This is a genomic window from Streptomyces sp. NPDC058664, assembly GCF_042716635.1.
In the GTDB taxonomy this organism is placed as follows: Bacteria; Actinomycetota; Actinomycetes; order Streptomycetales; family Streptomycetaceae; genus Streptomyces.
Genome location: NZ_JBHXRW010000018.1, coordinates 92,362 through 109,464, shown reverse-complemented (window position 1 = coordinate 109,464; position 17,103 = coordinate 92,362). Strand labels below are relative to the sequence as shown.

Sequence of the window (17,103 nt, the reverse complement as noted above, 5' to 3'; positions counted from 1 at the left end):
ACTCACACCTTCTTCGGCGGGACCGTCGGCATTCCCAGGAACGGCAGTCGCAGGGCGCCGAAGGCCTCGGCCGGGACCGCGGGGGACTTCGGCTCGACGGCCGTGAGCCGTACGTACGCCTCTCCCTGGCGCGGGCGCGTGTCCTCCTCGCCCTTGTTCGGCCAGAAGGACATGGCCCGTTCGGCCTGGGCCGTGATCGTCAGGGACGGGTTGACGCCGAGGTTGGCGGAGACGGCGGCCCCGTCGACGACGGAGATCCCCGGGTGGCCGAAGAGCCGGTGGTACGGGTCGATGACGCCGGACTCGGCGTCGGCGCCGATCGGGCAGCCGCCCAGGAAGTGGGCGGTGAGCGGGGTGCCCATCAGCTCGCCGACGTTGGAGCCCGCGAAACCGTTGATCTCCTCGGCGAGGAGGGTCGCGGCCCGGGTGGCTTCCGGAATCTGGACCGGGTTCGGCGCCCCGTGCCCCTGGCGGGCGGTGAGCAGGCCCTTTCCGAGGCCGCCGGGCTTGCGGTAGGTCGTCAGGGAGTTGTCGAGGGACTGCATGACCAGGCCGATGATGGTCCGCTCCGACCAGTGCCGGTTGGAGAGCGAGCGGGCGGCGAGCGTGGGGTGCCTGAGCAGGTTGAGGAACCAGTTGCGTACCCGGTGGGCCCCGTAGGGCACCTGGAGGACGGTCAGGCTGCCCATCGAGTTGGATCCCTTGCCGTACCGCACCGGCTCGATGTGGGTGTTGGCGTCGGGGTGGACGGAGGAGGTGATGGCGACGCCGCGGGTGAAGTCGGCCTTCTCCTTGCCGAACTTCGCGCGGTAGCGGCGGTCGGTGGTCTGCGCGCCGACCAGGCCCTCGGAGTTGGTGCGGGTGAGTTCGCCGAGCCGGTGCGAGATCCGGGGCAGCAGTCCGCTGTCCTTCATCCGGTGCAGCAGGGTCTGGGTGCCGTACGTGCCGGCCGCGATCACCACCCGGCGGGCGGTGAAGGTCCGCCCGTTCCCCTTCCTCCGCCGGTCGGTGGGGAGGGTCTTCACCGCGAAGCCGCCCCGCGAGTCCTCGGTGACGGTGACGACGGTGGTCATGGGGTGGACGGTGGCGCCCGCCTTCTCGGCGAGGTGGAGATAGTTCTCGTTGAGGGTGTTCTTGGCGCCGTGACGGCAGCCGGTCATGCACTCGCCGCATTCGGTGCAGGCGCGACGGGCCGGGCCCGCGCCGCCGAAGTACGGGTCGGGGACCTCGCCGCCCGGTTTCGCCTTCGCCGTCCCGTCGGCGTCGTCACCGTCCCCGAAGAAGACGCCGACCGGTGCCATGTGGAAGGTGTCGCCGATGCCCATCGCCTGGGCGGCCGCCTTGAGGTGCACGTCGGAGGGGGTCGTCGTCGGGTTGAGCCGGACGCCGAGCATCCGCTGGGCCTGGTCGTAGTACGGCCGCAGCTCGTCCTGCCAGTCCGTGATGTCCTTCCACTGCGGGTCGTCGAAGAACGGCTTGGGCGGTACGTAGAGGGTGTTGGCGTAGTTGAGGGAGCCACCGCCGACGCCGGCGCCCGCGAGCACCATGACGTTGCCGAGCAGGTGGATGCGCTGGATGCCGTAGAGGCCGAGCGCGGGGGCCCACAGGAAGTTCTTCACGTCCCAGGAGTTCTTGGGCAGGCTCGCGCGGGTGAAGCGACGTCCGGCTTCGAGGACGCCGACCCGGTAGCCCTTCTCGGTGAGACGGAGGGCGGTGACCGAACCGCCGAAGCCGGAGCCGACGACGAGGACGTCGTAGTCGTACGCGGTGTTCCCGGCGTTCCCGGCGTTCCCGGCGTTCTCCTGATTTTGGGTAGGGGGTACCGCGGCCATGGCTCTCCTCGTACGAAAAGGTGTGAAAAGGAAAGTGCGTCAGCGCAGGCGCAGGGCCTTCATCGCCTTCAGGGACACGCTCATGAAAGCGGCGTACTTCTCGTCGTCCATCCCGAAGGAGGGCGCGAGCGGGATGAGCCGCTGCTGGGCGACGGTCTGGGCCTCGGTGTACTTGAGGATGCCCTCCGAGCCGTGACGTCGGCCGAGCCCGGAGTCCTTCATGCCGCCCATCGGGGACTGCACGCTGCCGTAGGCGGGGGCGTACCCCTCGTTGATGTTGACGGTGCCGGTCCGCAGCCGGGCCGCGACGGCGTGGCCGCGGCGCGAGTCCTTCGTCCAGACCGAGGAGTTCAGGCCGTACGGAGTGGCGTTGGCGAGGGCGACGACCTCGTCCTCGTCGGTGAAGCGGTAGATCGAGACGACCGGTCCGAAGGTCTCCTCGGTGCAGACGGCCATCGGCGCCTCGACGCCGTCGAGGATGGTCGGCTCGTAGAAGAGGGGGCCGATGTCGGGGCGGGCGACGCCGCCGGCGACGAGCGTGGCGCCCTTGGCGACGGCCTCCTCGACGTGCTTCGTGACGGTCTCCAGCTGGCGCTCGCCGACGAGGGAGCCCATGTCCGCCCCGTACGCGAGGGAGTTGCCGAGCCGCATGGCCTTGGTGCGGGCGGCGAAGCGGTCGAGGAAGACGTCGGCGACCGACTCGTGCACGTACAGCCGCTCGATGGAGATGCAGAGCTGGCCGGCGGAGGAGAAGCAGGCGCGGATGGCGCCGGCGGCGGCCTTCTCGATGTCGGCGTCCTTCAGGACGAGCATCGCGTTCTTGCCGCCGAGTTCGAGGGAGACGCCGACGAGCCGGGCGGCGGCGCCCTGGGCGACCTCACGACCGGTGCGGGTCGAGCCCGTGAAGGAGACGTAGTCGGCGTGCTTGACGACCTCGGGGCCGACGACCGGACCCTCGCCGAGGACGACCTGGAAGACCTCGGCGGGCAGTCCGGCCTCGATGAGCAGGTCACGGGCCCACAGCGCGGTGAGCGCGGTCTCCGTGTCGGGCTTCATGACGACGGCGTTGCCCGAGACGAAGGCGGGCAGCGCGTCGCCGACGGAGAGTTCGAGGGGGTAGTTCCAGGGCGCGATCTGGCCGACGACCCCGCGCGGCTGGCGCAGCTCGGTGACCTTGGTGAGGGTCGGGACGACACCGGTGTGGTGACGGGGGCGCAGGTAGGAGGAGGCCTTGCGGCCGTAGTGGCGGGCGGCGACGGCCACCGCCTGCACCTCCTCGTGGGCGTGCAGGCGCGCCTTGCCCGTCTCCAGCTGGATGAGGTCGAGGACCTCGGACTGGCGCTGGAGGACGAGGTCGTGGAAGCGGAGGAGTACGGCGGCGCGGGCCTTGACCGGGGTCGCGGCCCAGGGCTCCTGGGCGGCGCGGGCGCGCGCGAAGGCCTCGGCGACGTCCTCGGGGGTGGACTCGGGCAGGTCCGCCAGCTTCTCCCCGGTGAACGGGGTGTGGTTGGCGGTACGGCCGGAGCCGACGACACCGCGGACGAGCCGGGCGACCACCTCGGGCGTCACGACGTCGGCGGCGGTGCGCGCGCCGGCGGGCGCGGGCGCGACCGGGTTGGTCGCCGCGGCGGGCGCCCCGGTCGCTGCGGGCGCCTTGGCGGCGGTGTCGGGAACCGAGGGGGCGGCGGGGGCCTGCGAGTCCGTCATGAGGGCGAGCGTAAGCCGCCTTCCGCCCTTTGGGTACCCGTCGGTAACGCGTTTTCACCGGGTACGCGCATCGCGCCAGCGATCACTGGCACATAAGCCCTGATCAGGGGCTTGTGACTGAAGGAGGCTCTCCTCGGAGATTTTCCGGCGGGTTCGGTCGCCCGGCTTCCGAGAGCTCAGTCGCCCGGCGCCCGCCAGTGCTGGAGGACGATGTCGAACTGCTCGCGGGTGGTCTCCCAGCTCGACTCCGGCGAGGACATGTAGATGGCGTACTCGGTGCCGTCGTCCTCGTAGTACATGAGGTCGATCGCGTGCCGCGGCCCGGGGAAGTCCTTCTTCTCGGTCCAGGTGAACTCCCACTGGGCGGAGCGGACCTGGTCGCGGTAGGTGACCTGACCGAGCTTGATCCGGGTGTAGTCCATCCGCTTCTCCAGGACGCGCTCCAGGTCGAGCGCGTGCATGTACGGGTTCTCGAAGTCGGGGCTCCTGTCGATGCTGATCCGGATGCGGTGGTTGCCGTTGTCCGGGGTGTAGTCGATCTGGTCGCCCTCCGTCTGCCGCTTCCAGCCGTCCGGTACGAGCAGGCTGAAGCCCTCCCGGTCGTGGACGCGGTGCCAGCCGGCCGGCACGTCGTTCGCGAGGCCCTTGGCGGCGGTGGAGGGGGCGGGGCCGGTGGCCGCGGTCCGTCCGCCGTCGCCTCCGCCGCCGTTCCGGTCGGCGTCCGCGTAGTTCATGGCGGCGAAGACGGCGCCGCCCGCGACGAGCCCGGCGAGCACGGCGGCCAGGACGGCGGTGCGCCAGCGGCCACGGCCGGGGGACGACCCGGGAGCGGTGGGCGACGGCACCACGGTGGACGGAGAGGCGACGGGACGGTGCGTGGAGGGCTCGGGCCTCTGCGACGGGTAGTGCGTGGAGGGCTCGGGCCTCTGCGGCGAGTGGTACGTGGAGGACTCGGGCCTCTGCGGCGGCTGGGGCCACTGGGCGGTACGGGCCGGTCCGGACGCGCGGGAGGCACCCGTCGGTCCCGTGGCGTCCCGGCCCCCCTCTCCGTCGTCCTCCTCGCTCAGCTCCACCAGGCCGTGGCCGAAGCCGGTCCCGTCTCCCGTTCCGTCCAGGTCCGTCCTGGTCACGCGCTGGGTCGGTACGTACGCCTGCGCCGCCTCCGGCGTCCGTCCCTCCATCGCGTCGAGCAGCATCCGTCCGGCCTCGTCGGCCTGCGGCCGCTGCTCCGGATCCTTGCGCAGCAGGGCCACGATGACGGCGGCCAGCGGCCCCGCCTTCTCCGGATACGGCGGCTCCTCGGCCACCACGGCCTGCATGGTGCTGATCGGGGAGGTCCGGCGGAACGGCGAAGTGCCCTCCACCGCCGTGTACAGGGTGGCGCCCAGGGACCAGAGGTCGGAGGCCGGCCCCGGATCGCCGCCCCGTACCCGCTCGGGCGCCAGATAGTCGATGGAGCCCACGAGTTCACCGGTCCGGGTGATCGTGGCGTCTCCCTCGATCGCCGCGATCCCGAAGTCGGTGATCAGGACGCGGCCGTCGCGGGCGAGCAGCACGTTGCCCGGCTTGACGTCCCGGTGCAGCACCCCTGCGGCGTGCGCGGCGCGCAGCGCGCCGAGCACGTGCAGCCCGATCCTCGCCGCCTCCCGTGGCTCGATCGCGCCCGTCTCCTTGGCGGCGTCTGCGAGCGAGGGCCCGTCGACGTACTGCATGACGATCCACGGCCGGTCGTCGTGCTCCAGGACGTCGTGGACGGTCACCACACCCGGGTGGGAGATCCGCGCGGCGGCCCGCGCCTCCTTCTGCGTGCGGGCGTGCAGCACGAGCCGGTCGGCCTCGGCCACGAACCGGCCCGCCGTCAGCTCCTTCACCGCCACCACGCGGTGCAGCACCTCGTCGTGCGCGCGCCAGACCTTGCCCATGCCGCCGCGTCCGATGGACTCGCCCAGCCGGTAGCGACCGGCGAGCAACAGCCCCGCCCCTGTGCTCTGAGAATGTTCCACTAGCCCCCGCCCGTTCCTTCGGATGACAGGTTACGGAGGGGGGTACGGACGGCGGAACCTCGGGGCGGTCATAGGAACAGCACTGTGACCGGGGGCTGGTGACGTTCCGGCCTCCGGGCGGGCTCCGCGGAAGCCCCGCCCGGTTCAGCGCCCCGGTCGGAACGCCTTCGTGGCCTCGCCGTAGATCTCGGACACCTTGTCGCGCTCGCCCTCCGGACCGATGACGAGGACGACGTGGTACCTGCCACCGTCGATCAGGGCGAGATTGCGCACGAACACCTCGCGGCCCGTGCTGTCCAGCCACACGTAGTGGCCCTCGGCCGTCGGCGTCCGGCCGATGTCCACCCGGCGGGCCTTCTCCACCCGCGACCAGCTCGACGTCCGCCACGGCTCCAGCTCGCGCTCCTTGACGCTCTGGTACTCCAGCGGGTCGGAGCCGTTGTCACGGACGCTGTCACGGCCGGGAACGACGATCATCGTGAAGTCGCCGCTCGTGTACCGCACTTGCCCGGCGTCGTTGATCGGGCTGCGCCGCCAGCCGTTCGGCACCCCGATCCGGAAGCCCTCGGGGTCCTGGCGCACCGCGTACCCGGCGGCGAGCGCGGGAGCCGACGGATCCGCGGCGGGCGGGGTGGTGCGCGGCGCGGCGGACGGTGACGCCGTGCTCGCGGACGGCCGTCCGGTGGGCGTGGGCGGGGTGGTGCGCGGGGTCCGGTCGGCGGTGGGCGTACTCGGCCCGGTGGGCGTCTCGCCCTCGCCGGGCAGGAAGAGGACGGCGTACGCGACGGCGCCGCCGAGCAGGAGGAGGACGAGGACCAGGAGCGTACGGCCGAGGGCGCGCGGGGACCCCTGGGACCGGGAGGACGACGGGCGCGGGGCGCGGGGGGCGCGCTGCGGGATCTCCTCGTGGAACGACTCCTGGTACGGCTCCCGGTACGACTCCTGGTGTCGCTCCTTGTACGACGACGGCCTGCGCGACTCGTGGAACTCCCCATGACCGTCGGCCTGTACGGGGGTGGGTTCGGGTCCGCGCGGGTGCGTGTCCTCGCGGCGGGCCGCGGCGCGCGGGGCCTTTCCGCGCTTGTGCCGGTGGCGCCCGGCGCCCGCTCCCCCGCGCCGGCGGCGCACCAGCTCGCCCCGCCGTCGCACGATCGGCAGCCGCGTCTCGTCGAAGGACGGCAGCGGTACGACTCCGACGCCGAAATCCGGCTCCGGTGCCGAGCGCACGAGGGAACGCAGCCAGCCGCGCAGCTCCTCGAAGTCGGGCCGCTCGGTGGGGTCCTGGCGCAGCAGGGACTCCACGACCGGGCGGAGCGGACCGCACTCCTCGGCGAAGGCGGGTGGCTCGGCGCAGACCAGCTGGACGAGCTCGGCGGCGCTGTCCTCCGGGTAGGGGGCGTGCCCCTGGACGGCCCGGTAGAGAAGCGCTCCGAGCGCCCACAGATCGGTGGCGGGGCCGATGGGCGGGGCCAGCCGCCAGTTCTCGTGGACGGGTCCCGCCTGTTCGGGCGCCCAGCGCTCGGTGACGGCGCCGACGACCGCGATACGGGTCTGCCGGGCCCGCTCGGCGGCGAGCCGGGTGGTGGGGCCGCGGTCCGCCTGCGCGGGGATGACGACCGGCGCTTCCTCCCGCGCGCCGGTGGGGACCGGAAGGCGCGCGGGGTCCGGGGTCGCGGCCGTGTACCCGGCGGGCAGGGCCGGACGGCCCGAACCCGGCAGCACGGGGCCGCGGCCCGGGCCCGAACCCCCACCGGCCGGGATCGGCCCCGAACCGTCCCGCGAGGCGTGCGGGCCGTCGCTCCAGCTGCCGGCCAGCATCACGCGCGGCGGCGGACCGGCCTGCGGGCCGCCGCCGTACGGCTCGTCGCCGTCGTCCTCGTCGTCCTCGTCGTCCGCCACCCGCGCCCACCACTGCGGCTCGGGCGCGCCCGCCGCCTGCGCCGTCGGTGCCGGGGGCGGCTCGGGCGGGTCCGTCGGCGCGGGACGCTGGACGGGGAGCGCGCCGGTCTCACCGAGGCGGGCGGCGGCGCGGGCACCGGCCCGGTAGGCGGCGATGGCCCCGGCCCGCGCGGCCCGTACGTCGGCGGTGGGCGGCGCGGCGGCGGGCTGCGTCTCGGTGGCGGGCGGGCGGGAACGGCCGTAGGGGTCGGCGCCGTACGCTCCGGGGCCGGGGACGGTTCCGTGGGTTCCGTGGGTTCCGTGGGTTCCGTAGGGGGAGGCGTCGCCGTCCGCGCCCGGGTCGTCGGAGGCCGGACCGGAGCCGTACTCCTCGACCGCATACGTGTCGGAGTCGTACGACCCGGAGTCGTACGGCTCGGCGTCCTGACCGTGGTACGGCTCCTCCGCCGTCTCCTCGACCGTTTCCGCCCCGTACGGAGTCCGCTCGTCCGCCTCCTCGTAGACCTCCGCCTCGTACAGGTCGGGCAGGTCGGGTCCGTACGTCTCGGAGTCGTGTCCCTCGGAACCGTCCTCGACCGACCCGTACCCCTCAGCCCCGTACCCCTCGGGCCCGTACTCCTCGGGCCCGTACTCCTCGGGCCCGTACTCCCCGGGCCCGTACTCCTCCTCCGGCGCGCGCCAGGCGGCTTCGTGCGGCTCCTGCTCCTGTTCCGGTACGGGCGCGTACCCGCAGAGGGCCTCCTCCGCCGCCCCCACCGCGAGGCCCGAGAGGACCACCCGGCCGTCGTCGCAGACGAGCACGGTCCGGGAGGTGATGTTCCGGTGCACCCAGCCGTGGGCGTGGAGCGCGCGCAGGGCGGTGAGGACGTCGGCGCCGATCTCGGCCGCCCGGTACGGGTTGAGCGGGCGCTCGGCGAGGAGCGCGGCCAGCGGCCGGGCCGCCACGCGTTCGCTCACTATCCACAGCGAACCGGCCTCCGCGAAGACGTCGAAGACCTGGTCGAGGAGGGGGTGGTCGGGGATCTGCGCTGCGGCCTGGGCCGCCTCGATCGCGCGGCGGACGACGGGCTCGGCCGGGCGGCGGGTCGCCCGCCCCGCGCCCCCGTGGGAACCGGCCCGGTCGCCCTCCTCGTCGAGCACCTCGGCGTCGACGAACTCCGGCAGCGGCACCTGGCGGACCAGGACCTCCTGCCCGCTGTACGTGTCGAAGGCACGCGTCTCGGCCAGGGCGTACGCGGCCCCGTGCACGTCCGCGTCCGCCGGCGGCAGCGGCAGGCGGTAGCGGTCCGCGAGCACCCTTCCCGCGTAGTCGTCCACGACGCCTCCCCACGCGCGCACGCTGTCCCCCGTGGGCCCGCGGATCCCTCGGGATCGTGCGGGATCACGCGAGTCCGTCAGTTCCGGTCCCGCACCGCGCAGTTAACGACTCTGTTCGGCTGTGTACGGTCCTCGAACTCTCACGATACGTGGCACCGGTCAGTCCTTGGGGCTGAACGTGGCGAACGCCGTCTCCCGCAGCGTCCGGCACTCCGCGCCGTTCCACTCCTCCGCCTTGCAGCTGATCATGATGGAGTAGCCGTGCTTGGCGTCCACCTTGAAGCCGCGGTTGAGGACGTGGACGCGCATGCCCTGCTGGACGCGCTCGAACTCCCAGTCGGCGACGGTCGGGTAGCCCTTGTACGAGACGGTCCTGATGCCGAAGTGCTTGTAGCCCTTGCTGGTGGCGGCCACACCGATCTTGCCCAGCTCCCAGGCGGCCGCCGCGTCGTCCTTCGGGCTGGCGTTGAAGTCGACCTGGACGCGCGGGAAGCCACCGCTCTCGCTGAAGATCCCGCCGCCGCTGTATCCCGGTATCGAGCGCACCCGGAAGGTCGAGGGCATCGCCATCGAGAAGTGGAAGCGCTTGTTGGTGACGAGGCTGTAGCCGGCGGGCAGCTTCGCGGCCGCGCCGCCGCCGGGCGTGCCGGACGGCGTGACGCCGCTGCCGTTCGTCGCTCCGGTGGATCCCGTCGTGCCGTCGGTGCCCGTCGACCCCGTGGCGCCGTCGTCGCCGGGCTGGGCGCCGCCCTGCTGGCCCTTGTCCCCGCCGGAACCGCCGGAACCGCCGGAGCCTTCGGAGCCCCCGGAGCCGTCACCGCCGGCCGAGACACCGGCGGAGGCCGTGGTACCGCCGTTCTCCTTGCCCTGGTTGCCCTCGTCCCCTCCCCCGCTGAGGGAGACCGCGAAGATCGTTCCGAGCAGGGCGAGAACGGCGACGGCGGCGATGATCACCAGTGTCCGGCGCGGTACGACGTCGGTCAGCGGCGCACGGGCCGGGGCCTGCCGGCCCGCTCCCCGCGGCGCCGCGGCACCCGCGCCCGCGTTCACCCGCGCGGCGCCCGCGCCCGCCTGTGCGTGCGCCGTGGGCTCGGCCTTCACGGAGGCCGCCGCGTTGCGCACGGACTTCAGGGCGCCTCGCATACGGTCGGCGGCCGCGTCGGGCGCCTTGGCCCGGTCGGCCGCCGGAACCTCCGGCGTCCGCTCGGGGTGCGGCGGCAACGGTACGACCCTGGTGACCTCGGGGGAGGCGTCGAGCACCGGCGTCGCGGGCGCGTCGAGCACGGCCCGCAGCAGGACGCGCGCGCCGGCGTCGTCGAGCCGCTGGGCCGGATCCTTGGCGAGGAGGCCGTAGATGACCTTCTCGAGATCGGGTCCGGCGTTCTTCGGCGGGTCGACCGGTTCGGTCATCACCGCGGTGAGGGTGGCGATGGCGGAGCCCTTGTCGTACGGCGGGCTGCCTTCGACCGCCGCGTACAGGAGGCCGCCGAGCGACCACATGTCGGCGGCGGGGCCGGGCTTGTGGCCCCGGGCGCGCTCCGGCGAGATGTACGAGGGGGCGCCGACCAGCATGCCGGTGGAGGTGATCGAGGGGTCGCCCTCCACCTGGGCGATGCCGAAGTCGGTGAGTACGACCCGGCCGTCCTCGGCGATCAGCACGTTGGACGGCTTCACGTCGCGGTGCAGGATGCCCTCGCGGTGGGCCGAACGCAGGACGTCGAGGATGGCGAGGCCGACCTCGGCGGCGCGCCGGGGCGTGAGGGTGCCGTCCTCGCGCACGGCGTCCGCGAGGGACTTGCCCTCGATGAGCTCCATGACGATCCACGGGCGGTCGTCCTCGTCGACGACGTCGTACACGGTCACGGCGCCGTTGTTGCGGATCCGGGCGATGGCCTTGGCCTCGCGCAGGGTCCGGGTGATGAGGCGCCGCTTCTCGTCCTCGTCGATGCTGCTGGGGAAGCGGAGTTCCTTGACGGCGACGGTACGGCCGAGGGTCTCGTCGACCGCGCGCCAGACGGTGCCCATGCCGCCGCGGCCGAGGACCACGCCGAGCCGGTAGCGGCCCGCGAGCAGACGCCCCTCTCCTGCCGGGGTCCTGCTCGGCCTGCCGCCGCCGGTACCGCGTCCGGCGCCCGGCGCCCGCCGGCGGTCGCTCTCGCCGTCGCCGTCACCCGCGCCGAAGCCGGCCCGTCCGGTCGACGGCTCGGTGCCGCGCAGCCGGCCGGCCCCGGCGACGTCCTCGCCACGGCTCGCGCCCGGACCTGCGGCCCCGCCGGAAGGCGTTCCCGCGGAGCCCTTCGCGTCCCTGGGGTCGTCCCGGGGGTCCACGGTGTCCACAGGCTCCTGCTCCTTGGCGTCCTGGACGCGCCCGGGGTTCTTCACGTCCCGAACGTCCACGGCATCCTGAACATCCCTCACGTCCCGTACGCCCGAATCGCGTACGCCCGAATCCCGTACGCCCGAGCCACCGGCGTCAGCCGTGTCCGCCGTACCGGCGGGATCCGCCGAGCCGCCCGAGCCGCCCGGACCCGCGGGTTCCACGGCGTCCGCCGGGCCGAGCGCAGCTCGCGCTCCGCCCGCGTCGCCCGGCCCACCGTCCTGGTCCGTACCCCGCCTGACCTGCGCGTCCTTCGTGTCCCGCGCCGGCTCACGCGCGGCCGGGACCGCTCCTCGGTCGCCGTCGGTCGCGGCCCCCGCGGCGGCGTCACGCCCGGGGTCCTTCGCCGTGTCCCGCGACTGCTCCGCCTCCGACATGCGTCCCCTCTGCGATCCCTGATCTTCGCCGCGTCCGCCGCTTCCCGCGCGATGCGGTAACCCGCCCTGGAAGAGAGGCCATTGTCCCTCACCTCGGGACGGGTGGCGCCCCCGGGTCCGTTCTCCGGGATGACGACGTCCCCGCACACCCCCAGGTTCCCACCGGACACGGCCACCCCGGAGGTCCTGCCGGATCGGCACGATCAGATCGGCACGATGTCCGGCGCGCCGAGTCGCGCCGCGTCCGCCGTCAGGTCGTCGGGCTGCCGCTGCGACTCGCGCTCCGCCTCGACCCGCTTCTCGTAGTGCTCGACCTCCTTCGCGATCTGGTGCTCGTCCCAGCCGAGGACCGGCGCCATGAGTTCCGCGCACGCGCGGGCGCTGCGCGTACCGCGGTCGAAGGTCTCGATGGAGATCCTGGTCCGCCGGGTGAGGACGTCGTCGAGGTGGCGGGCGCCCTCGTGCGAGGCGGCGTAGACGATCTCGGCGCGCAGGTAGTCGTCGGCGGCCGCGAGCGGTTCGCCGAGTGACGGGTCCTCGGCGACGAGGTCCAGGATCTCCTCCGTCAGGGAGCCGTAGCGGTTGAGGAGATGCTCGACCCGGACGACGTGGAGGCCGGTCCTGGCGGCGATTCCCGCCCGCGCGTTCCACAGGGCCCGGTACCCCTCGGCGCCGAGGAGCGGGGTGTCCTCGGTGACGCACGGGGCGACGCGCTGGTCGAGGCCGTGCACCGCCTCGTCGACGGCGTCCTTCGCCATCACGCGGTACGTCGTGTACTTGCCGCCGGCCACCACGACCAGGCCGGGGACCGGGTGGGCGACGGTGTGTTCGCGCGAGAGCTTGCTCGTGGCGTCCGACTCGCCGGCGAGCAGGGGCCGCAGGCCCGCGTAGACGCCCTGGACGTCGTCGCGGGTGAGCGGCGTGCCCAGCACGGTGTTCACATGCTCCAGGAGGTAGTCGATGTCGGCGCTGGACGCGGCCGGGTGGGCCTTGTCGAGGTCCCACTCGGTGTCGGTGGTGCCGACGATCCAGTGCCGCCCCCAGGGGATCACGAAGAGCACGGACTTCTCGGTGCGCAGGATGAGCCCGGTGGTGGAGTGGATGCGGTCCTTGGGGACGACCAGGTGGATGCCCTTGGAGGCGCGCACGTGGAACTGGCCGCGCTCGCCGATGAGGGCCTGGGTGTCGTCGGTCCACACACCGGTGGCGTTGACGATCTGCTTGGCGCGGATCTCGTGCGCCACACCGGCCTCGACGTCCTGGACGCGGGCGCCGACGACCCGCTCGCCCTCGCGCAGGAAACCGACGACACGGGCCCGGCTCGCGGCCATGGCGCCGTAGGAGGCGGCGGTGCGCACGAGGGTGGTGACGAAGCGGGCGTCGTCCATCTGGGCGTCGTAGTACTGCAGGGCGCCGACCAGGGCGTCCTTCTTGAGGCAGGGGGCGACCCGCAGGGCGCGGCGTCGGGAGAGGTGCCGGTGGACGGGGAGGCCGCGGCCGTGGCCCGAGGAGAGCGACATCGTGTCGTACAGCGCGACGCCGGAGCCCGCGTAGAACCGCTCCCAGCCCTTGTGCTGGAGCGGGTAGAGGAAGGGGACCGGCTTCACCAGGTGGGGTGCGAGCCGCTCCAGGAGCAGTCCGCGCTCCTTGAGGGCTTCCCTGACCAGGGCGAAGTCCAGCATCTCCAGGTAGCGCAGGCCGCCGTGGATGAGCTTGCTGGACCGGCTGGAGGTGCCGGAGGCCCAGTCGCGGGCCTCCACGATGCCGGTGGAGAGGCCTCTCGTGACGGCGTCGAGTGCCGTCCCGGCGCCGACCACTCCGGCGCCGACGACCAGCACGTCCAGCTCGCGCTCCGCCATGGCCGCCAGCGCTTCGGCGCGCTCGGCGGGTCCCAGTGTCGCTGTCCTCACGGCTGCTGCCTCCCGTCGTCCCCCGTCCGTCCGCACGAGCCGTACGCATCCGAGTCCCGCGTACACGTGCCGAGAACCGGTCCCGTGTGGTCCGGCTCACAGCTCGATTCTGTCCCGCCCCCGCGACTTCAGCCACCGCCTCGACACCGACCTGTGGATAACACCCGGCGACCTTCGGCCACACAATGCCGCATATCGGTCATATTTACGCCTAGTCTGACATTGCGCTCGACCCGTTCTGTCCACCGGGCTTGCGCGTCGCGTCCCCTCCGGCTATTGGGAAGGACGGCCCACCCTCCATGCCCGCTGATCTCGCCGTCATCGGCCTCGGCCACCACGGACTCCCCCTCGCCCAGGCCGCCACCGCCGCAGGCATCGCCACCGTCGGCTACGACACCGCCCCCCACCCCGTCACCGAACTCGCCGCCGGCCGGTCCCCCGTCGACGGCTCGCTCACCGTTCCCGAGATCCGCCGGATGCTCTCGGCGGGCTTCCGGCCCACCGCCGACCCCGCCGAACTGGGCCGGGTCCGCACCGCCGTCCTCTGCGCCCCCGCCCCCCTCGGCCCGGACCGCGCCCTCGACCTCACCGCCGTCACCGACTCCGCGCGCGTGCTCGCCGCCCGGCTCCGCCCCCACACCACCGTGCTCCTCGAATCCCCGGTCCCCCCGGGCACCACCGAGGGCCTGCTCCGTGACCTCCTCGAAACGGGCTCGGGCCTCCGCGCCGGACGCGACTTCCACCTCGCGTACTCACCCGGCCGCCTCGATCCCGGCAGCCGCACCCACGGCTTCGCCGGCACCCCCAAGGTCATCGGTGGTCTCACCCCGGCCTGCACCGAAGCGGCGGCCGCCTTCTACGGCCGGCTCACCGACAAGGTGGTACGCGCGCGTGGCCCCCGCGAGGCGGAGACGGTCAAGCTCCTGGAGACCAACTTCCGGCACGTCAACATCGCCCTCGTCAACGAGATGGCGGTCCTCTGCCATGAACTCGGCGTCGACCTGTGGGACGTCATCCGCTGCGCCGAGACCAAGCCCTTCGGCTTCCAGGCCTTCCGCCCGGGACCCGGTGTCGGCGGCCACGGCGCCCCCGTCGACACCGTCGGCGCCCACCGCCCGCTCCGCCTCGTCGAACTCGCAGGCCAGGTCAACGAGCGCATGCCGCGGTACGTCGTCCAGCGCGCCGCCACCCTCCTCAACGAGCACGGCAAGTCGGCCCGCGGCGCCCGGATCCTCCTCCTGGGCATCACGTACAAGCCGGATCTGCCCGACCGTCAGGGCTCCCCCGCCGACGAGATCGCCCGCCGCCTCATGGACCTGGGCGCGGCCGTCAGCTACCACGACCCGCACGTCCCCGACTGGCGCGTCCGCGAACTCCCCGTCCCCCGCGCGGACTCCCTCTACGAGGCCGCCGCCCACGCCGACCTGACGATCCTGCTCCAGCACCACCGCACCTACGACCTCCAGGGCCTCGCGGTCAAGGCCCAACTCCTCCTCGACACCCGGGGCGCCACCCCGACGGGCACCGCGCACCGGCTGTGAGGGAGGACCGCCGAAATGCCTATGCCGCCGTCATGGGCAACTGCTAGCCTCCGGGACCACCGCGCGCACCGTCCCACGCGCGCACCGTCCCGGGGGCTCGTTTGTTCTTCCTCATCCTCTTCCTGCTCACGTTCTTTCTGACGGCAGGGGTCAGCGGCCTCTGCGTCGCGCTGAACGTCAAGGACTGGGCCGTCCGGCTGGAGCGGTGGCATCTGAGCAACCTGGAGCTGCGCGCCCATGCCCGGGGAGACCTGGGGCCGCCCGACCGGGTCGCCACGGCCACCGGCTTTCGCGTGGCCGGCGGGCTGATGTCCCTGCTCGGTTTCGGAATCATCCTCGCGCCGCTGATCGCGATCATCGCCGGCTGACGCACGGTCAAGTCCAGCCGTTCCGCACACTTCACCGTTCCCTGGGGGGATCCACAGCATGAGCCAGCCCGTTCCGCCGCCCGGCAACCCGTTCGCCGACGGCGCCGCGCCGCAGCCCTACCCGATGGCACCGCCGCCCGCGCCCACCCGCGACAACCTGGCCCTCGGCCTGGTGGCGGCCCTGGTCGCGGCCCTCGTCGCGGGCGGGGTGTACGGAGCCATCATCGGCGGCACCGAGCGCGAGATCGGCTGGGCCGCCGTCGGTGTCGGCTTCCTCGTCGGCCTCGCCGCCGGCAAGGTCGGCGGCCGCAACCCCGTCCTGCCGGTCGCCGGCGCGGTGCTGTCCCTCGGGGCCGTCTACCTCGGCCAGCTCGTGGGCATCGCGATCATGGTGGCCAAGGAGCTCGACGTCTCCGCCACCGACCTCTTCCTCGAGGAGTTCGGTCTCCTGACGGAGGCCTGGAACGAGGGCAAGGACCCGCTGACGTTCCTGTTCTTCGCCCTCGCCGCCTTCGCCGCGTTCTCCGGGGCCAAGAAGGCCGCCCGGTAACCACCGGCACACGCCGAAGGGCCCCGCACCGAGTCGGTGCGGGGCCCTTCGGCGTGTCTGCGGGGGACGGTCAGCGCTTGTGCTGGGCGTCCGCGACCGTGACCTCGACGCGCTGGAACTCCTTGAGCTCGCTGTAGCCCGTCGTGGCCATCGCGCGGCGCAGGGCGCCGAAGAAGTTCATCGAGCCGTCCGGGGAGTGCGACGGGCCCGCGAGGATCTCCTCGGTGGTGCCGACGATGCCCAGGTCGACCAGCTTGCCGCGCGGCACGTCCTCGTGGACGGCCTCCATGCCCCAGTGGTGGCCCTTGCCGGGCGCGTCCGTGGCGCGGGCCAGCGGGGAGCCGATCATGACCGAGTCGGCACCGCAGGCGATGGCCTTCGGCAGGTCGCCGGACCAGCCGACGCCGCCGTCGGCGATGACGTGCACGTACCGGCCGCCGGACTCGTCCATGTAGTCGCGGCGGGCCGCGGCCACGTCGGCGACCGCGGTCGCCATCGGGACCTGGATGCCGAGCACGTTACGGGTGGTGTGCGCGGCGCCGCCGCCGAAGCCGACGAGGACACCCGCCGCGCCGGTGCGCATCAGGTGCAGGGCCGCGGTGTACGTGGCGCAGCCGCCGACGATGACCGGGACGTCGAGCTCGTAGATGAACTGCTTCAGGTTCAGCGGTTCGGACGCGCCCGAGACGTGCTCGGCGGAGACCGTCGTGCCGCGGATGACGAAGATGTCCACGCCGGCGTCGACGACGGCCTTGGAGAACTGCGCGGTGCGCTGCGGGGAGAGCGCGGCGGCGGTGACGACACCGGAGTCGCGCACCTCCTTGATGCGCTGCCCGATCAGCTCTTCCTTGATCGGCGCGGCGTAGATCTCCTGCAGACGGCGGGTCGCGGTCGCCTCGTCCATCTCGGCGATCTCGTCGAGCAGCGGCTGCGGGTCCTCGTACCGGGTCCAGAGACCCTCCAGGTTCAGGACGCCCAGGCCGCCCAGCTCGCCGATGCGGATGGCGGTCTGCGGCGACACGACCGAGTCCATCGGGGCGGCCAGGAACGGCAGCTCGAACCGGTAGGCGTCGATCTGCCAGGCGATCGAGACCTCCTTCGGGTCCCGGGTGCGCCGGCTCGGGACGACGGCGATGTCGTCGAACGCGTACGCCCTGCGGCCGCGCTTGCCGCGCCCGATCTCGATCTCAGTCACGATGTGTGGCCTTTCCCTCTACGTCTG

10 protein-coding genes are annotated in these 17,103 nt (G+C 73.2%); 3 read left to right on the top strand and 7 right to left on the bottom strand.

Translation table 11 applies throughout. The features are described from left to right. Positions 1 to 2: 2 nt before the first annotated feature. From ACFWUY_RS17080 to ACFWUY_RS17055, 6 genes are all read right to left on the bottom strand, one after another. Positions 3 to 1,832: a GMC family oxidoreductase N-terminal domain-containing protein gene (locus ACFWUY_RS17080; protein ID WP_384108156.1), complete on the bottom strand. Its 1,830-nt coding sequence runs from the start codon at positions 1,830 to 1,832 to the stop codon at positions 3 to 5. A gap of 39 nt (positions 1,833 to 1,871) precedes the next feature. Continuing rightward, entirely contained in the window at positions 1,872 to 3,539 is a 1,668-nt protein-coding gene (locus ACFWUY_RS17075) for a succinic semialdehyde dehydrogenase (RefSeq protein WP_384108153.1), read from the bottom strand. A 176-nt stretch (positions 3,540 to 3,715) separates the two neighbouring features. Beyond that, the gene (locus ACFWUY_RS17070) at positions 3,716 to 5,542 is read right to left on the bottom strand and encodes a protein kinase (protein ID WP_384108150.1); all 1,827 of its coding nucleotides are present in this window, start codon (positions 5,540 to 5,542) and stop codon (positions 3,716 to 3,718) included. 144 nt (positions 5,543 to 5,686) lie between these two features. Further along, positions 5,687 to 8,758 (bottom strand): protein kinase, encoded by a 3,072-nt coding sequence (locus tag ACFWUY_RS17065; RefSeq protein WP_384108145.1) that lies wholly within the window; start codon positions 8,756 to 8,758, stop codon positions 5,687 to 5,689. Positions 8,759 to 8,917: 159 nt separating this feature from the next. After that, entirely contained in the window at positions 8,918 to 11,512 is a 2,595-nt protein-coding gene (locus tag ACFWUY_RS17060) for a serine/threonine-protein kinase (RefSeq protein ID WP_384108142.1), read from the bottom strand. A 203-nt stretch (positions 11,513 to 11,715) separates the two neighbouring features. Next, positions 11,716 to 13,422, bottom strand: a complete 1,707-nt coding sequence (locus tag ACFWUY_RS17055; RefSeq protein ID WP_384108140.1) for a glycerol-3-phosphate dehydrogenase/oxidase — start codon at positions 13,420 to 13,422, stop codon at positions 11,716 to 11,718. Positions 13,423 to 13,721: 299 nt separating this feature from the next. Between ACFWUY_RS17055 and ACFWUY_RS17050 the strand changes: the two genes are divergently transcribed. The 3 genes from ACFWUY_RS17050 (at position 13,722) to ACFWUY_RS17040 (ending at position 15,881) form a co-directional block, all read left to right on the top strand. Continuing rightward, complete coding sequence (locus ACFWUY_RS17050; protein WP_384108138.1) at positions 13,722 to 14,963, top strand: nucleotide sugar dehydrogenase; 1,242 nt, start codon at positions 13,722 to 13,724, stop codon at positions 14,961 to 14,963. Between the two features lie 101 nt (positions 14,964 to 15,064). After that, positions 15,065 to 15,331, top strand: a complete 267-nt coding sequence (locus ACFWUY_RS17045) for a hypothetical protein (RefSeq protein WP_384108136.1) — start codon at positions 15,065 to 15,067, stop codon at positions 15,329 to 15,331. A gap of 58 nt (positions 15,332 to 15,389) precedes the next feature. Then, a complete protein-coding gene (locus ACFWUY_RS17040) occupies positions 15,390 to 15,881 on the top strand; it encodes a hypothetical protein (RefSeq protein ID WP_384108134.1) in 492 nt (163 codons plus the stop codon). A 70-nt stretch (positions 15,882 to 15,951) separates the two neighbouring features. On the opposite strand, the gene ACFWUY_RS17035 is transcribed toward ACFWUY_RS17040, so the two are convergent. Next, complete coding sequence (locus tag ACFWUY_RS17035) at positions 15,952 to 17,076, bottom strand: GuaB3 family IMP dehydrogenase-related protein (RefSeq protein WP_384108131.1); 1,125 nt, start codon at positions 17,074 to 17,076, stop codon at positions 15,952 to 15,954. Positions 17,077 to 17,103: the final 27 nt, after the last annotated feature.